This window comes from Mesorhizobium liriopis (assembly GCF_024053505.1).
Taxonomy (GTDB): Bacteria; Pseudomonadota; Alphaproteobacteria; order Rhizobiales; family Rhizobiaceae; genus Mesorhizobium_B; species Mesorhizobium_B liriopis.
In genome coordinates, this window is the sequence record NZ_JAMXQS010000005.1 from 128,931 (window position 1) to 144,294 (window position 15,364).

The 15,364-nt window shown below is 61.1% G+C and carries 13 protein-coding genes and 1 pseudogene; 9 read left to right on the forward strand and 5 right to left on the reverse strand.

The features are described 5' to 3' along the window. Nucleotides 1–269: 269 nt before the first annotated feature. From NGM99_RS10635 to NGM99_RS10650, 4 genes are all read right to left on the reverse strand, one after another. Nucleotides 270–1,076 carry an inositol monophosphatase family protein gene (locus NGM99_RS10635; RefSeq protein WP_252818736.1) on the reverse strand — a complete coding sequence of 269 codons (807 nt, stop codon included), beginning with the start codon at nt 1,074–1,076 and terminating at the stop codon, nt 270–272. 5 nt (nt 1,077–1,081) lie between these two features. Then, nucleotides 1,082–2,146: an ABC transporter ATP-binding protein gene (locus NGM99_RS10640; RefSeq protein WP_252818738.1), complete on the reverse strand. Its 1,065-nt coding sequence runs from the start codon at nt 2,144–2,146 to the stop codon at nt 1,082–1,084. Continuing rightward, entirely contained in the window at nt 2,143–4,377 is a 2,235-nt protein-coding gene (locus NGM99_RS10645) for an ABC transporter permease (RefSeq protein ID WP_252818740.1), read from the reverse strand. The genes NGM99_RS10640 and NGM99_RS10645 overlap by 4 nt, the downstream gene beginning before the upstream one ends. Nucleotides 4,378–4,441: 64 nt before the next feature. Continuing rightward, nucleotides 4,442–5,467 (reverse strand): ABC transporter substrate-binding protein, encoded by a 1,026-nt coding sequence (locus NGM99_RS10650; protein WP_252818742.1) that lies wholly within the window; start codon nt 5,465–5,467, stop codon nt 4,442–4,444. A 123-nt stretch (nt 5,468–5,590) separates the two neighbouring features. Here NGM99_RS10650 and NGM99_RS10655 point away from each other — a divergent pair, with 123 nt between their 5' ends. Together NGM99_RS10655 and NGM99_RS10660 are read left to right on the forward strand one after the other, a co-directional pair. Continuing rightward, complete coding sequence (locus NGM99_RS10655) at nt 5,591–6,619, forward strand: LacI family DNA-binding transcriptional regulator (RefSeq protein WP_252818744.1); 1,029 nt, start codon at nt 5,591–5,593, stop codon at nt 6,617–6,619. A 142-nt stretch (nt 6,620–6,761) separates the two neighbouring features. Then, nucleotides 6,762–7,316 carry a cupredoxin domain-containing protein gene (locus NGM99_RS10660; RefSeq protein WP_252818746.1) on the forward strand — a complete coding sequence of 185 codons (555 nt, stop codon included), beginning with the start codon at nt 6,762–6,764 and terminating at the stop codon, nt 7,314–7,316. 90 nt (nt 7,317–7,406) lie between these two features. Here the strand turns inward: NGM99_RS10660 and NGM99_RS10665 are convergent, their stop codons facing one another. Then, on the reverse strand, nt 7,407–7,853 hold the full coding sequence (locus NGM99_RS10665; RefSeq protein WP_252818748.1) for a BA14K family protein: 447 nt from the start codon (nt 7,851–7,853) through the stop codon (nt 7,407–7,409). Between the two features lie 201 nt (nt 7,854–8,054). Between NGM99_RS10665 and NGM99_RS10670 the strand changes: the two genes are divergently transcribed. From NGM99_RS10670 to NGM99_RS10700, 7 genes and pseudogenes are all read left to right on the forward strand, one after another. Beyond that, the gene (locus NGM99_RS10670; RefSeq protein ID WP_252818749.1) at nt 8,055–8,444 is read left to right on the forward strand and encodes a DUF930 domain-containing protein; all 390 of its coding nucleotides are present in this window, start codon (nt 8,055–8,057) and stop codon (nt 8,442–8,444) included. Nucleotides 8,445–9,642: 1,198 nt separating this feature from the next. After that, a complete protein-coding gene (locus tag NGM99_RS10675) occupies nt 9,643–10,527 on the forward strand; it encodes an AraC family transcriptional regulator (protein WP_252818751.1) in 885 nt (294 codons plus the stop codon). A 172-nt stretch (nt 10,528–10,699) separates the two neighbouring features. Continuing rightward, complete coding sequence (locus tag NGM99_RS10680) at nt 10,700–11,767, forward strand: ABC transporter substrate-binding protein (RefSeq protein WP_435371420.1); 1,068 nt, start codon at nt 10,700–10,702, stop codon at nt 11,765–11,767. 84 nt (nt 11,768–11,851) lie between these two features. After that, nucleotides 11,852–12,676, forward strand: a complete 825-nt coding sequence (locus NGM99_RS10685; RefSeq protein ID WP_252818754.1) for an ATP-binding cassette domain-containing protein — start codon at nt 11,852–11,854, stop codon at nt 12,674–12,676. After that, nucleotides 12,673–13,932, forward strand: a complete 1,260-nt coding sequence (locus tag NGM99_RS10690; protein ID WP_252818756.1) for a sugar ABC transporter permease — start codon at nt 12,673–12,675, stop codon at nt 13,930–13,932. The genes NGM99_RS10685 and NGM99_RS10690 overlap by 4 nt, the downstream gene beginning before the upstream one ends. A gap of 16 nt (nt 13,933–13,948) precedes the next feature. After that, nucleotides 13,949–14,677, forward strand: a complete 729-nt coding sequence (locus tag NGM99_RS10695; RefSeq protein ID WP_252818758.1) for an SDR family oxidoreductase — start codon at nt 13,949–13,951, stop codon at nt 14,675–14,677. Nucleotide 14,678: 1 nt separating this feature from the next. After that, a pseudogene (locus tag NGM99_RS10700) lies at nt 14,679–15,191 on the forward strand (FGGY family carbohydrate kinase); the annotation flags it as partial. Between the last annotated feature and the right edge of the window lie 173 nt (nt 15,192–15,364).

Genomic DNA, 15,364 nt, shown 5'->3' on the forward strand with positions numbered 1-15,364 from the left:
GCGCCCGTTCCTTCTTGCTTCAGTGGCTGCTTTTCAGAGAGAACTCGGGCAGCCTGTATGACCAAGATGAGGCGCCAGGCGGAACGGTGGGAACTGGGCCGGATGCGGTCGGTCAGGTGTCAAGCACAATCATTGGAAAGCTACCTTTCTGCGGGGGGCTATCGCTCGGCATCATGGAGAGTTCCGGCCCCAAGACCCGCTACGCATCGCCCGACGCTGGAGTTCTTTCAGCACTTGCAACTCCATGGCCTGTTGGTGCCTCCGGGTGCCTACTCTGTGAGCTTCCGGAGTTGTGCCTCAGTATTTGGTGCGCCTGCAAGGACAGGGCCACCATTGATCAGCTCTCCCCATTCAGTGTGGAGGTCAACTGCCCAACCTCCCGCCTCCTCTACCAACAGAAAGCCGGCGAAGCAGTCCCACGCGTTCATATGAGGTTCCCAATAGGCAGCGAGGCGGCCGGCGGAGACGTAGGCGAGCATCAAAGCGCCCGAACCGTTACGGATGAACATGCCGCCGCTGTCCAGAAGCCGTTCAACTACGCCGGCGACTTGCGCGCTCGGCACGCGATGACTGGCGCCGAGACCAAGAACTCCGGTCGAGAGGTCGTGACTGGTCGAGACGCGGATCGCCTGACCGTTCAGTGTGGCGCCCTCACCGCGTCGTGCGGAATAAAGCTCGTTGGCAACCGGATCATAGATCACGCCCGTCTCGATTGCCCTGTCGCGTGTGACCGCAATCGACAGGCACCATGCTGGAATCCCAAACACGAAGGGGGTGGTGCCGTCGATCGGGTCCATCACCCAGGTGAAACCGGAGGTTCCGGGCTTCATTCCCTCCTCTTCACCGAGCACGCCATCATCGGGGAAAGCCTCTGCGATGCGGTGCCGCAAATGGGCCTCAACCTCTTTGTCGGCGATGGAAACCACGTCCTGACCATTGGTCTTGATGTCGATGCTCAGGGTGTCGCGGTTGCGGAAATAGCGAAGTGCGAGAGCGCCGCCCTCACGCGCGATTGCTTCGGCCAGTTCGTGACGCGCGGCAATGGCGTCGGCTTCGGTATGGGAGCGTAAGGGCATCAGGTTCAAGCCGGAATAAGAGCGACGCCGCGGTCGTGCAGCCCCACACCCACTTCGCTAGCGATGGGACGCACGGTTTCGACCGCTGGATCGGTGATGAAAAGGCGGCCGAAGGCTGTTTCGACCTCGTATTCTATGTGATCGCCCAGATAGGCCGCGCTCAAGACGCGACCGTCGAGAAAGCCGGGACGCCGGTCCCCCAGAAACATCGCATTGGGACGGATGGCGAGCTTCGCGGCACCTTCTCGCGCGCTGTCGGCCCGTATTGCATGGACCATGCCGCCGAGCCGCGCGCCGAGCCGGCCATCACTTGTGCGCACCACATCGCAGGGCACGACATTGGCTTCGCCGATGAAGTCGGCGATGAAGGCCGAGGCCGGCTGTTCGTAGAGCTCACGTGGCGAACCGGCTTGGGCCATGATGCCATCCTTCATCACCACGATCCGGTCGGACACGGCAAGTGCCTCGTCCTGATCGTGCGTGACATAAACGGCAGTGAAGCCCAGCCGCTGCTGCAGCTCACGAATTTCGGTACGCACATGCCGGCGCAGGCGGGTGTCGAGATTTGACAGCGGCTCGTCCAGCAGAAGAACCTGGGGCTCCAGAACCAGTGCGCGGGCAACCGCCACACGCTGTTGCTGCCCACCGGACAGCTCGCTCGGCAACCGCTCGCCGAAGCCGTTCAGCCCGACAAGTGCAAGCCCCTCTTCGGCTCGTTCGTGCGCCGCCCTGCGCGACAAGCCGCCCGAACGCAGGCCGTAGGCGACGTTGTCGGCGATGCTCATATGGGGAAAGAGCGCATAGGACTGGAACACCATCGACACGTCGCGCTCGTTGGCGGGCAATGCGGTCACGTCGCGTCCGCCGATCAGGATGCGCCCCGCACTCGGCTGCTCGAGACCGGCCAGCATGCGCAGCGTGGTAGTCTTGCCGCAGCCCGAGGGGCCGAGCAGGGTGACGAGTGTGCCGGGCTCGATTTCGAGCGACAGGTCGTGGATTGCCGTCACCGCGCCGAAGCGCTTCTGGACGTTCTCGAAGCGGACCGAACCGGGTTTCAAGGGAACCGTCATGCGGGGGTCTCCTGCGCGAGAGCGGAAGCGGGAGCGAGTGTGGCGGGGGCTGCCGTCTGCGCCTCGCGGCGCAACGTGCGCTTGCCGACAACAAGTTGGAACAGCGCTATGACCGCGACCATCACCATGATCAGCGTCGCGGAATAGGCGATCGCCACGCCGTATTCGCCGTTTTCCGTGAGGCCAACGATATAAGAGGTCGCCATGTTGTACTCAGCGCTGACCAAGAAGATCACGGCGCTGATCGAGGTGATGGAGCGTACGAAGCTATAAACCAGCGCACTGGTGATGGCCGGCTTCAACAGCGGCAACACCACGCGGCGCAAGGTGGTGAAGCTGTTGGCGCCGAGCGTCAGCGAAGCTTCGTCCAGGCTTTTGTCCAGTTGGCTCATCGCCGCGATGCCGCCGCGCACGCCGACCGGCATATTGCGGAACACGAAGCAGATCACGAGTATCAGGGCCGTGCCGGTCATCTCGACCGGCGGCAGGTTGAAGGCGAGCACGTAGGAGACGCCAATCACCGTGCCGGGAATGGCAAAGGACAGCATCAAGAGGAATTCGAGCGCCTCGCGGCCTGCGAAGCGTTGGCGCACCAGAAGATAGGCGGACAAGAGCCCAAGCGCCGCTGTCAGGGGCGCAGAAGCCAGCGCGATCTCCATGGTCGTCCAGAAGGAATTCCATGCAACGCCTGTCCATTGGATGCCGTTTTCGCCATAGGATACCGAAAACGCCTTGGCGTAATGGTCAAGCGTCAGCGTGTTGTCGAGCCCGAGCGTGCGCACGACGCTGCCGACGAGGATCATCGCGTAAACGGTGACGGTAAAGACGATCCAGGGCACGACCATGCCGTAGGCCGCGAGGCGCAGCTTAGGATCGAGATCGATGGGGCGGCCGGCGTCTCCCTTGCCGGTGACGGTGGTGTAGCTCTTGCCCTTGAGCCACAGACGCTGGGCGAAAAATGCGGAAAGCGTGAAAGCGAGAAGCACGAGCGCGAGCACGGCCGCGCGTGCCGGATCGTTCTGCGCGCCGACCACTGCAAAGAAGATTTCGGTCGAGAGCACCCCATGACTGCCGCCCAGAACCAGCGGATTGCCGAAATCCGCCATGCTTTCGATGAAGCCGACAAGGAAGGCGTTGGCAAGGCCAGGCCGCATCAAGGGGAAGGACACGGTCCAGAAGGTGCGCCAGCGATTGGCGCGCATGGTTTGCGCCGCCTCTTCCATTGAGGGGCTGATGCCTTCCACCACGCCGATCAGCACCATGAAGGCGATCGGCGTGAAGCTCAGCATCTGCGCGATCCAGATACCGGGAAGCCCGTAAAGCCAGCGCCCGCCATCGAAACCCGTCACGACAGCAAGCCATTGCGTCACGACGCCCGAGCGGCCAAATAGCAGGATCAGCGCCAGACCGATCACAAAGGGCGGTGTGATGATCGGCAGAATGGTAAGAAGCCGCAACAGGCGCTTGAACGGAAAGCGCGTACGGGTCGCGACTAGTGCGAATGAGAGGCCAAGCACCGTGGTGCCCAGACCCGTGACGAGGGCCAAGAACACCGTGCGCCATGCAATGCCGCAGGCGCCTGAACCGGTGGCGCAGCCGAGCGACCAGATCGAAGGATCGAGAAGGTTTGCGGTAAAGCTCGACGCGTCGAACGTGCCGTCGATGGCCTGAAACGCACCAATGAAAAGGCTCAAGAGAGGATAAAGCACGAAGGCTGAAACGAGCGCTACGACGATTGTGATCGCGCCAAGCACGAAGGCGTCGCCGCGCAGGCGTCCCTTTTCAGCCAGTCCGAAGGCAAGTGTGAGCAGAAAGGCGAGCGCGAGCGTATAGGCACCGAGCCCGAAAGGCGGCTGGCCGTCCCCAAGCGCGCCGAACAGCCTTTCCCAACCGCTCCAGTTCCAACCTTGGTAGCCAACCGCGAGGCCTTCAGTGACGAGCGCAGCGATGCCAAACCCGCCAGCAAATGCCAGACGCGTGCCGCGCTTCTCGCCGGATGGAGTGAAGCGCAAAACGAGAACGGACAAAAGCGCGAGTGCCGCAGGCAGTAGCCAGAAGCCAGGACGGAGGAATAGTTGGGCGGCACCCGGCGCGACGCTCGGGTCGAATGGATAGCTCGCGAACCAGCTTCCGTTCCAGATACCGCTTTCGAGCCCATACCAGGGCAGGATGACGAAGGCGGCCAGCCCGAGAAGCAGAGCTCCGTCGAGCCGGCGGACATGGCGATCCATCAGCACTCCTCCCCTAACTGTTGAATGGAAGTGGAAGCCCTCCCCGGCTCCCGCTCGGGCTTGCTCAGTTGGCCTGCGCGCCGATCTCGCGATCCCAGCGGCCGAGCAATTCCTTGCGCGTGTCTGAATTGCCGTATTTCGCGAAATCGTAGTCGATCAGCTTGATCTCGCTGAGCTTGGGCGCATCGGGCGGCACTTCGGCCTTGGTATTCGAGGGCAACTGGAAGGAATCGGCTTCCTTGGCATGGGACTGCACCTCAGCCGATAGCGCCCAATCATAGAAGACCTTCGCGTTTTCGAGGTTCTTTGCGCCCTTGACGATCGACATGGAGCCGACCTCGAAGCCCGTGCCCTCGCAGGGTGCCACCGTCTTAACGGGGAAGCCCTGCACCGTCATCGCCACCGCATCATGCATGAAGACAATGCCAATGCCGGTTTCGCCGCGTGCTGCGGCCTTCACAGGTGCCGACCCCGATTTGGTGTATTGTGTCACATTGGTGTTGAGCGCCTTGAGGTAGTCGAAGGCCTGATCCTCGCCCATGATCTGAACGAGCGTCGCAAGCGCTGTGTAGGCGGTGCCGGACGAGTTCGGATTCGCGATCTGGATTTCACCCTTGTACTTGTCAGAAGTCAGGTCCTTCCAGCAGGCTGGCGCGGCCAAGCCCTTCTTCTGCAGGATGTCGGTGTTGTAGCCCCAGCCCAGCGCGCCGGAATAGATGCCGACGGTGCGGAAGCCCGAGACCTCTGCCTGCTTCTGCGCCCAAGGCTGCAATTCGGAGAGCAACGGCGACTTATATTCAAGCGTGAGCTTGTCTTCTGCGGCCTGCAGATGCGGGTCACCCGTGCCAGCCCACCAGATATCCGTCTTGGGGTTGCGTGCTTCGGCGCGCAAGCGGGCATAGGCCTCGCCCGAACTCATGCGCACCATGTTGAGCTTGATGTCGTGGTCCTTTTCGAAAAGGCGAACCATCAGCTCGCACCATTTGACGTCCGCCGCGCAGACGAGGTTGAGCGATCCGGCGGCATGCGCCGGCGCGGCAAACGCCGCGGCGCCGAAAAGGAAAGTGGTGGCGAGAAATACCATGCGCATGAGGAAGCCTCCCGTCTTCGATTTGCACGCGTGTGCAAGAATGCTTAGCCACCTCACGGTTGTCAACTCATATAATCCCTGTCATATCGCATCGGCGTGATTGCAAACGAGTGCAGCAAGCGGATGTCGGAAGCAGCAAACAGACGGCAGGCTACCTTCGTCAGCGCTGAAGAAGTGGCACGGCTCGCTGGCGTTTCGCGTTCCGCTGTTTCACGAGCATTTACTCCTGGCGCCAGCATTTCAGTGGAAACGCGCCAGCGCGTCGAGGCCGCCGCTGCCCAGCTCGGCTACCATGTCAATCACCTCGCACGCGGGCTGATGCGGCACGAAAGCGGCATCGTTTGCCTCGTGGTGGCGGATATCCATACGCCCTACCTTTCACGCCTGCTCGATTACCTGTCGCGCGCTTTGCAAGAGGCGGGCAAGGCGGTGATGGTGCTTAATGCCGGCCGCGCCACGAAGAATGTGGAAGCCGCACTCAGGCAGACCCTGAATTACCGCGCCGACGCGACCATTGTGCTGTCAGGCACGCCCTACCGCTCGATCGCCCGCCAATGCCTCGAAAGCGGTCAGCGGCTGATTCTTATCAACCGCGACGACCATTTTGAGCAAACCGTTGGGATCTCAGTCGATCATGCCAAGGCAGCACAGACCGCAGCGATGCTTATCCGACGAGGGGGCTATCGTCGCCCTGCGCTCGTCTCTTCGGGTATCGGCACACCCAGCCTCAATGCCCGGCGCGACCATTTCCTTGAAGCGCTCCGTATGGCCGATTTGACCGCGCAAGTCTGGGAAGGCGGGCCGACGGCCTACCAAAGCGGCTTTCAGGCCGGCACGGAATTGATGACGTTGCCCGAGCCGCCCGATGCAGTGTTCGCCGTTACAGACCTCCTCGCCTGTGGGGTAATGGATGCCGTTCGGCAAAGGTTTAACAAGCGTGTGCCGGACGATATTGGTGTCATCGGTTTCGATGACATCGATCAAGCTAGCTGGTCGTCCTACGATCTGACCACCTTCAGTCAACCGGTCGAAGCAATAACAGCATATACAGTCAGAATGGTAGAACAGAAGTCGGCGGAAATTCAGGCCTCTTCCCGAACATTCGAGGCCCCGCTAATTTGGCGGAGTTCATTGAGGGCAACATTGCCGTGAGCCAAGCTGCGGTGCTTGCTGAAGTAACACCTTTGTTGAAGCGGTCGCCAATCACATTGGCTCCCACTTCAGCCTCCGGACCAAACCCCAACCCACGAACTTCTTGCAAGCACCGGCAACCTCAACAGCGGCAGCATGAAGGGTGGCTGACCGCACGATTGGTGCAAACAACAGAAGACACAATCCTGCCCTGAGACGCGCGCAGACAAATGCCTGCCCGAATTGTTCCGGTGTTCCAACCCGCAGAAGGCATTCATTTGTATCGACGTATCTCACTACCAGCCGCAGCGTTCTCCTCGCCTTGGCGCTCACACTTGCGGCAGGTCATTTCCTCGCTGCGACCACTGTTAATGTGACGGAAAATGGAAAAACCGAAGACGCCATGACGCTTACGCTCGAGCCAGTTTCTGTGAAAGCAGGCGAAGTCACGTTCATGGTCAAAAACGCTGATCCGATCGATGAGCACGAAATGAACCTGATGCGGCTGAAGTCGGCCGATCAGAAACTCCCCTTCAACGCCAAGAAGAACCACGTGGACGAGTCTCAGCTTAAGACCTTGGGAGAGGTTGAAGACATCAAGCCGGGCGCCAGCGGCAAGCTGACAGCCACGCTGAAGCCAGGGACATACATGTTGTTCTGCAACATCAAGGGCCATTATAAGGCCGGAATGCACAACACGCTGACCGTGACCAAGTAGGGTTGGATAAGCGATCTCTCAAACAATAGAACGCCCGGCCACCAGCCGAAGCCAGTGACGGGGCGGTCTTTGCGAGCACCTATGGGCAGATCAATACGGCGACCGGCACTGCTGACGGGGTCCGTTGTTAGGCTGGAAGGTGTTGTCTGACGCCCGGTACGAGCGGTACCGATCCGCGCAGTAACGGACATGCGCGTCAGACAGCCGTGTTGAAGGCTGGTTTGCAACCGCTCCGCCAATCACTGCTCCTGCGATGAAGGCTGCGGCCGGGAACCAGTAGCCGTTATGATAGCGATAGCCTGGACGCTTCGCACGGTAGCCGCGTCGACCGTTGTAGTAGTAGCTGTCACCACGACGCTCGAACCGATCACGACGGTCGAAGCGGTCGCGACGATCACGGCGATTCTGAACCTGAATGACATCGCTCTTCTGAGCCTCAAACTGCGGCGCATTGATTGGCGCAGCGGTGGCGAGAGACGTTCCGAGTGTTGTAAGCATCATGGCTGCTGCGCAGATGCCTGAAACAATCTTTCTCATCGTTGGTCTTCCTTTCAAGTCAGCAACCCCGCCATGGAAATGGCTGGCGTGGCGTGAATGGAAAGTGAACCGGTTCATTAATTATCGGTAAGGAAACACTTGGAGGGGCCCCTCGAGGGTTGAGCTAGCAGATGAAGTGATTACTGGTGACGGATGCTATCCTGCATCTTCAAACTGAGACCACGGCCTCTGATCCAGTGCATGTCAGTCGCCTTGGTATGCATCGGGTTTGCCTTCCCGTCCATGAAAGTGCGGGCCACTGAAAGCCGAGCGTTTGACCAGCAGTTGCTTCGTCTGGATCCAGCAACGCGTTTGGAGCAAACATGCGATGCCGAGGTGATGCAGCGCGTCAACCATGACGATCGACACTTCCAGGCGGACAAGGTGGTCGCCTACACCTTCGCCGAACCCCAACTCGGTCAGCATTCGATCAAGGCGCTCGGTGCCGCGGTTCGCAGCAACGGAGAATGGTACCGCCTCAAATACTTCTGCCGCACCGGACCCCGACACCTCGATGCGCAAGATCTGCGATACAAGATCGGCAGCAAAATCCCGCACGAAGATTGGCAGCAGCGATATCTGTACGATTAGATTATGAGTGTCACGGTAGGCGCCACACCCGGCAAAGATTCATGCGGCAAAACCTACCGAAGCCAAGCCTGGGGCTAATCTCAAGCTCTACAGGGAGGAACCTGTCTGACGGCCGACGCTCGATCGAGGCGCCGTTGCTATCGCGCGACGGCGGCGAACAGGACACCCGACACAATCGTGGCCGCCCCAGTGAAACCTAGGCCAAGGTACCAGCCTTGCGGCTCGCCGGTCATATCATCATCAAGCACGAGATACGTCGCGGTCAGCCCCATGACGAGTCCTGCCGCTGCAAGGGTTAGTCCAAACTTCCGCATTCAAACACCACTCCAGTCCGATCCGCAGCCACCTTGCCTCGATGGTCAATCGGGTATGGAACGACGGGCTCTATAGATCAAATCGGCTGCCCCCCCACCATAGCTCGCCCCCGCCGCCTTGATCGTCCCAACAAAAAACCCCAACCAGCCGAAGCTGAGCTGGGGCAGTTGGTGCGAACTCTCGGGAAATGGGAGTGCCGTGGCAGGCTATCGTAGCCCACCCGGTCCGTCACCCATCATCGGCGGCTGAATGGCATGCCTCTTACTCAGAAGCGAACACGCACTGATCCGCGCCAACGCCGCACAACAGAATTGCCTTGGAAACAACCCTTGATGGCGCGAAGGCGACTTACCTCCTGACACTCGTAACGTCTGCTCTTGAGGTGTTACGATCTTGACCTGAACAACCGAAATGAGGCGCAAAGCGGAACGGCATAAGCTGGGCCGAAAGCGGGCAGTCCGGTTTCGGGTGATGTTGGGTGAAGAGCTGCTATTGGACGAAGCCACTATTTTCTTCGTCAGAAAGCTGGCACCGACGGATGTGAGTAGAGTCTGTAATGCAGTGCATCACCTGCCATTCTCCAGCCATAGCCCGAAAACAATCTTTCAATCTCTGGACCCAGAGCGATGTCGTGCAGCACAATTGATGCTGTGGCTTGGCACTCAAGAAAGGGACCGGGAGAGCACAGAACGTATCCATAATTCTCGGTTGCTACCACACTCCTAGATCAAAAAAGTATCGGTTCGCTATACGAAACATAGTGGCGCCTTGCATGGGAGAGGGTCTAGTCTCACGTTTGCTCGGCCTCTTCTGATTAAGAACCGACAGGGGCGGATGGAGCTAGATGCGGAAGGGGAGCCGCGTCGGTTCGGGAGGAGACCGCATGAGACCTGATCTGGAACTGGTCCAGATCCGCCGCGGCGAGTCATTCACGGCTTGGGCGCACGGATATCCCTACCACACGGTGCGCTGGCACTTTCATCCGGAATACGAACTGCATCAGATCGTCGAAACGCGCGGCCGCTGCTTCGTGGGCGATTTCATTGGCGAGTTCGAACCGGGCAACCTCGTGCTGACCGGCCCCAACCTGCCACACAACTGGGTAAGCGATGTTCCCGAAGGCACGACCGTGCCGCTGCGCTGCCGCATCATCCAGTTCAGTGAGCGGTTCATCGGCGATGCCGCCAAGGTCCTGGTTGAGCTCGCGGCCCTTCAACCCGTTCTGGAAGCCTCACGAAGGGGATTGCAGTTCTCGCCCGAAACGGGACGCGAGATTTGGCCCTTGATGGAAGAGATGATGGAGGCGCAGGGCGTGCGCCGCATCGAACTTTTCATCCTGATCATGGGCGTGCTCAGCCGTGCGGAAGGCGCCCGCAGCCTGGCCAGTCCGAACTATCTTCCCGACCCGTCCGGCTACATGTCGGCCGGCATGAACAAAGCCATCGCCTTTATCCGCGAGAACCTGACGCATGCCTTCGACGAGTGCGACCTGGCAGCAATCGCAGGCCAGTCCACTAGTGCGTTCTCGCGTTCGTTTCGCCGGCGTACGGGCATGTCGCTCGTGCAATATGTGAAGCGGCTCCGGATCAACCTCGCCTGCCAGATCCTGATGAGCGACGAGGCGGCCTCGATCACCGACATCTGCTTCGAGGTGGGGTTCAATAACCTGTCCAACTTCAACCGCCAGTTCCTGGCGGAAAAGGGCATGCCACCTTCGCGCTTCCGGCGGCTGCTCGGTGAGAACATTGGCGCCGCCAAGGCAGCCTGACTGAAAGTGAGGCAAGGGAGGAGATCAGGACCTGCAGACGACAACACGGAACGGGCGATGCACCTGTTCCGCGCACCGGAAAGCTTTGCCTGGAGAAGCCGCGAATGCGGTGGACGAGACCAGCCGTGAGCCAGCGGTAGAACAACAGAACAACAATGCGGAGGAACTGAAAATGACTAAACTGATGAGCAGCGCCTGGAAATCGACCGGTCTGGGCGCGCTCGCGCTCGGCCTGATGGGCGGCGCGGCATGGGCACAGGACAATGCCACGGTCGGCTTCCTGATGCCTGACCAAGGCTCGACCCGCTACGAGCAACACGATTCGCCAGGCTTCATCGGCGAGATGAAGAAGCTCTGCGCGAGCTGCAAGGTGATCTACCAGAACGCGGACGGCGATATCGCGCGCCAGCAGCAGCAATTCAACTCGCTGATCACGCAAGGCGCGAAGGTGATCGTTCTCGATCCCGTCGACTCCACCTCCGCTGCATCGCTCGTGAAGCAGGCGCAGGCGCAGGGCGTGAAGGTGATCGCCTATGACCGCCCGATCCCCGATGCCAAGGCCGACTATTATGTGTCATTCGACAATGAGGCGATCGGCAAGGCCATCGCGGACGGGCTCGTCCAGAAGCTTAAGGCGATGGGCGCAAAGGTCGAGGACGGCGCGGGCGTGCTCCAGATCAACGGCTCGCCGGTCGATGCGGCAGCCGGGCTGATCAAGAAAGGCATCCATGCGGGTCTCGACAATTCGGGCTTCCCGATTCTCGCCGAATACGACACGCCCGACTGGGCGCCGCCCAAAGCTCAGCAATGGGCGGCAGGCCAGATCACGCGCTTCGACACCAAGATTCTCGGCGTGGTCGCAGCCAATGACGGTACAGGGGGCGGTGCGATCGCGGCCTTCAAGGCGGCGGGCGTCGATCCGGTTCCGCCCGTCACCGGCAATGATGCGACGATCGCAGCCCTTCAGTTGATCATTGCGGGCGACCAGTACAACACGATCTCCAAGCCCAGCGAGATCGTGGCGGCGGCTGCCGCCAACGTTACGGTGCAACTCCTGAAAGGCGAGACACCCAAGGCGGAAACCACGCTCTACGAGACGCCCTCGCAGCTCTTCGTGCCCGCCGTAGTCACGCAGGAAAACCTTAAGGCCGAGATCATCGATAAGAAGATCCAGACCGCTGAGGAACTCTGCACCGGCCGGTACACCGAAGGCTGCAAGACGCTCGGCATCATGAACTGAGTCGACTGCGCGGCGTCCAGCCGAACTCCCTTGGCCGGACGCCGAACTCTTCGTGAAACAGAAATCCGAGCGAGGGCCAGTGTCATGGCGAATGCATTTGACGGCGGCATAGTCGGGCGCGGCGAGGCCGTGCTTTCCCTACGCAACGTTTCCAAGAATTTCGGGGCAGTCCAAGCGCTCACCGATATCGAGCTTGACGTTTACAAGGGCGAGGTCGTGGCGCTGGTGGGCGACAACGGCGCGGGGAAGTCCACGTTGGTGAAAATCCTGGCCGGCGTGCACCAGCCGAGTTCCGGCACCATGACCTTCGACGGAGTGCCGGTCGTGCTCGACGGTCCGAGCGCAGCCCTCAAGCTCGGCATCGCGACGGTCTTTCAGGACCTCGCTCTCTGCGAAAACCTCGATGTCGTCGCCAACATCTATCTCGGTCAGGAACTGAGCCCGATGGCACTCGACGAAGTGTCGATGGAGATCCGGGCTTGGACACTTCTGCGAGAGTTGTCCGCCCGCATCCCGAGCGTGCGCGAACCCATTGCCTCGCTCTCGGGTGGCCAGCGGCAAACGGTGGCCATCGCGCGTTCGCTCTTGCTTGACCCCAAGGTGATCCTGCTCGACGAGCCGACAGCAGCTCTCGGAGTGGCGCAAACGGCCGAAGTTCTCAACCTCATCGAGCGCGTGCGCGACCGGGGTCTCGGCGTCGTCATGATCAGCCACAACATGGAAGACGTACGCGCGGTGGCCGACCGGGTTGTGGTTTTGCGGTTGGGAAAAAACAACGGCGTCTTCACGCCTGACACCTCCAACCAGGAACTCGTCAGCGCCATCACCGGCGCATCCGACAACTCCGTGTCGCGCCGCGCGAGTCGCCGTGCGGGCACGGAACATTCAGCCGGAGAGGCGCATCCATGAGCACCGTTTCCAAGCCGGTCGCAAGCAGAGCGCCATTGATGGACCGGGCCGACGAGCGGCTGCAAGATCGCTCCGGCATTGCCGGTTCGGTTCGCGGCTTCATCGACCGTGTACGTTCGGGCGATCTCGGCTCCCTGCCCGTGGTGGTCGGCCTCGTTGTGATCGCGGCCATTTTCCAGTCGATCAATCCAATCTTTCTGTCGCCCAACAACCTCGTTAACCTGCTCTTCGACTGCTCGACCATCGGTGTAATCGCGCTCGGCATCGTGTGCATCCTGATGGTGGGCGAGATAGACCTTTCCGTCGGCTCGGTCAGCGGCTTTGCGTCAGCGCTCACCGGCGTGCTCTGGGTCAACCATGGCTGGCCGGTCGCGGGGGCGATCCTCGGCGCCCTTCTGGTCGGGGCACTCATCGGCTCGATCTATGCTTTCCTTTACAACCGCTTCGGCATGCCGAGCTTCGTGTCGACGCTCGCCGGCCTGCTCGCGGTGCTCGGGCTCCAGCTCTACATTCTGGGCTCCACCGGCTCGATCAACCTGCCTTACGACACCGCGCTCGTGAATTTTGGGCAGATCCTGATCATGCCGGGCTGGGTGTCCTCAGCACTCGTGGTGGTGGCGGGCGTCGTCCTTCTTCTTACCAAGATGCGCAACGCCGCGCGTCGGCGTGCGGCAGGGCTTTCGGCGCGATCGACGGGCGCCATCGTCTTTCAGGCGGCGGTGATCACAATCCTGCTCGGGCTCGTCGTCTTCTACCTCAACCAGGCGCGCGGCGTGCCGTGGATGTTCGGGCTCTTCGTCGGCTTGGTTCTTCTGATGAACTACGCTTTCACGCGCACCCGGTGGGGCCGGATCCTCACCGCCGTGGGCGGCAACCGCGAGGCGGCACGGCGCGCGGGCATCAATGTGCGAATGGTCTATGCTTCGGCCTTTGTGCTTTGCTCGACTCTGGCCGCGGCCGGCGGCGTGCTTGCGGCCGCACGTCTTGCCTCGTCAAGTCAGCAAGCCGGCACGGGCGACGTCAACCTCAACGCCATTGCAGCAGCCGTGATCGGCGGCACCAGCCTATTCGGCGGACGCGGCAGCGCCTATTCGGCGCTTCTCGGCATCATCGTCATCCAGGCCATCGCCAGCGGGCTGACGCTTCTCGATCTGTCTTCCTCGCTTCGCTACATGATCACCGGCGGGGTGCTGGCGGTCGCGGTGATCGTGGACTCGCTCGCCCGACGCTCGCGCGTCTCCCATGGCCGAGCCTAAGCAAAGGGAGAAGCCTATGGCACAAGAAATGATGGGCAAGGTCGCAGCCGTGACGGGCGCGGCCTCCGGGATCGGCCTCGAATGCGCGCGGGCCATGCTCGCGGCGGGCGCCAAGGTCGCACTGGTGGACCGGGCGGAAGATCGGCTCAAGGAACTCTGCGCAGAGCTCGGGGCCAACGCCTTTCCGGTCGTGGTCGACCTGCTCAATCCCAAAAGCGTGGACGGGATGCTGCCTGCGATCCTCGACCATGCCGGCCAGCTCGACATCTTTCACGCCAATGCCGGCGCCTATATCGGCGGCGACGTGCTGGAAGGCGACCCGGATGCCTGGGACCGTATGCTGAACCTCAACGTCAACGCCGCCTTCCGCACCATCCATGCCGTTCTGCCGCACATGAAGGAGCGCGGCACGGGCGATGTGATCGTCACAAGTTCGATCGCGGGCGTGGTGCCCGTCGTCTGGGAGCCGATTTACACAGCGTCCAAATTCGCCGTGCAGGCCTTCGTGCATACGGTGCGGAGACAGGTCGCGAAACACGGCATCCGCGTCGGCGCGGTCCTGCCCGGGCCCGTCGTGACGGCCCTCCTGAGCGACTGGCCGAAGGCCAAAATGGAGGAGGCGCTCGCCAACGGTTCGCTGATGGAGCCGAAAGAAGTGGCCGACTGCGTGCTCTTCATGCTGTCGCGGCCGCGCAATGTCACCATCCGCGACCTCGTGATCGTGCCCAACAGCGTCGAACTCTGAGATGGCGACAGGGCATTTCATCGGGGTGGATGTCGGCACAGGCAGCGCGCAGGCCCGTGTCTTCAATGCGAGCGGCACCATGCTCGCATCCGCCAAGCGGGATATCCTGATCTCTCGGGACTCCGGCGAGATCGTGGAACAGTCGAGCACGGATATCTGGCAGGCGGTCTGCGCGTGTGTTCGCGCGGCGATGGAAGAGGCCGGCATCGATCCCGCTTGAGTGGGTGGAATCGGCTTCGACGCAACCTGTTCGCAGGTCGTGCTGGGCGAAGAGGGAACGCCGTTTTCGGCGAGTCCGTCCAACGATGCTGAGCGCAACATCATCGTCTGGATGGACCATCGTGCCACCGATCAAGCACGGCGGATCAATGCGACCTCGCATCCGGTGCTGGCCTATGTCAGCGGCGTAATCTCGCCTGAGATGGAAACGTCCAAGCTTCTCTGGCTCGCCGAGAACAAGCCTGACACGTTCGTTAGAGCCTGAGCCTTCATGGACCTCACGGACTTCCTCACTTGAAAGGCGAGCGGAAGCCTCGCGCTCGCCCTGCATTCGAGATCTCAGGATGCTGATGCAGCTTCCTGCGCCAAGCTGTAAGTTCGATCAGGTCATGGTTTGTTAGTGCCAAGGCGGAAGCCTCCCTTCGCTCATGCAGGCTGACATGGAAACGGAAGCGGTCAGTTCGCCGG

Coding starts and splice junctions, on each gene's coding strand:
- NGM99_RS10635 (WP_252818736.1), bottom strand. CDS start 1,076: ATGCCCTTACGCTCCCATACCGAAGCCGACGCCATTGCCGCGCGTCAC.
- NGM99_RS10640 (WP_252818738.1), bottom strand. CDS start 2,146: ATGACGGTTCCCTTGAAACCCGGTTCGGTCCGCTTCGAGAACGTCCAG.
- NGM99_RS10645 (WP_252818740.1), bottom strand. CDS start 4,377: ATGGATCGCCATGTCCGCCGGCTCGACGGAGCTCTGCTTCTCGGGCTG.
- NGM99_RS10650 (WP_252818742.1), bottom strand. CDS start 5,467: ATGCGCATGGTATTTCTCGCCACCACTTTCCTTTTCGGCGCCGCGGCG.
- NGM99_RS10655 (WP_252818744.1), top strand. CDS start 5,591: ATGTCGGAAGCAGCAAACAGACGGCAGGCTACCTTCGTCAGCGCTGAA.
- NGM99_RS10665 (WP_252818748.1), bottom strand. CDS start 7,853: ATGAGAAAGATTGTTTCAGGCATCTGCGCAGCAGCCATGATGCTTACA.
- NGM99_RS10670 (WP_252818749.1), top strand. CDS start 8,055: ATGTCAGTCGCCTTGGTATGCATCGGGTTTGCCTTCCCGTCCATGAAA.
- NGM99_RS10675 (WP_252818751.1), top strand. CDS start 9,643: ATGAGACCTGATCTGGAACTGGTCCAGATCCGCCGCGGCGAGTCATTC.
- NGM99_RS10680 (WP_435371420.1), top strand. CDS start 10,700: ATGACTAAACTGATGAGCAGCGCCTGGAAATCGACCGGTCTGGGCGCG.
- NGM99_RS10685 (WP_252818754.1), top strand. CDS start 11,852: ATGGCGAATGCATTTGACGGCGGCATAGTCGGGCGCGGCGAGGCCGTG.
- NGM99_RS10690 (WP_252818756.1), top strand. CDS start 12,673: ATGAGCACCGTTTCCAAGCCGGTCGCAAGCAGAGCGCCATTGATGGAC.
- NGM99_RS10695 (WP_252818758.1), top strand. CDS start 13,949: ATGGCACAAGAAATGATGGGCAAGGTCGCAGCCGTGACGGGCGCGGCC.